General features: G+C 78.5%; 1 protein-coding gene. It reads right to left on the bottom strand.

Annotated elements, in window-relative coordinates:
* Nucleotides 1-437, bottom strand: a 437-nt coding sequence (locus G3I71_RS47880) for an SLC13 family permease (RefSeq protein WP_275409457.1), incomplete at both ends; no start/stop codon positions are given.

Here is a 437-nt window from a genome sequence, read left to right as displayed (position 1 = left end):
GGTGCGCGGTGGCGAAGACGTACGGCCGCGGCCGCGCCCCGAGGTGGGCGGCCGTCGCCAGCACCACCGGGGTCAGCAGGACCACGGTGGCGTCCAGACTCAGCGCGGCGGTGACCAGCGAGGCCACCACGAACACCGGGCCCAACAGCGTCCCCGGCTCCCGCCCCGCCGACCGCCGGGCCACGGCCGCGCCGACCGCGCGGAACAACCCCTCGTCGGCGCACAGCCGTGCGAGGACCAGGATCACGGCCAGGAACCCGACCACGGGCAGCAGCTCCCGCAGCTGCCCCCAGGCATCGGCGGGGGAGACCGCACCGAGGGCGACGAGCAGCGCGGCAGCCGGCACCGCGGCCGCCGCCTCCGGCAGCCCGCGCGGGCGCAGCACGGCGAAGGCCAGCACCCCGAGGAGGGCGGCGACCGACAGGGACTCGGCGAGG

It is taken from the genome of Streptomyces sp. SID12501, assembly GCF_010550245.1.
Lineage (GTDB): Bacteria > Actinomycetota > Actinomycetes > Streptomycetales > Streptomycetaceae > Streptomyces.
The sequence above is the reverse complement of the archived record's forward strand: the minus strand, read 5'-3'. Positions and strand labels throughout refer to the sequence as shown.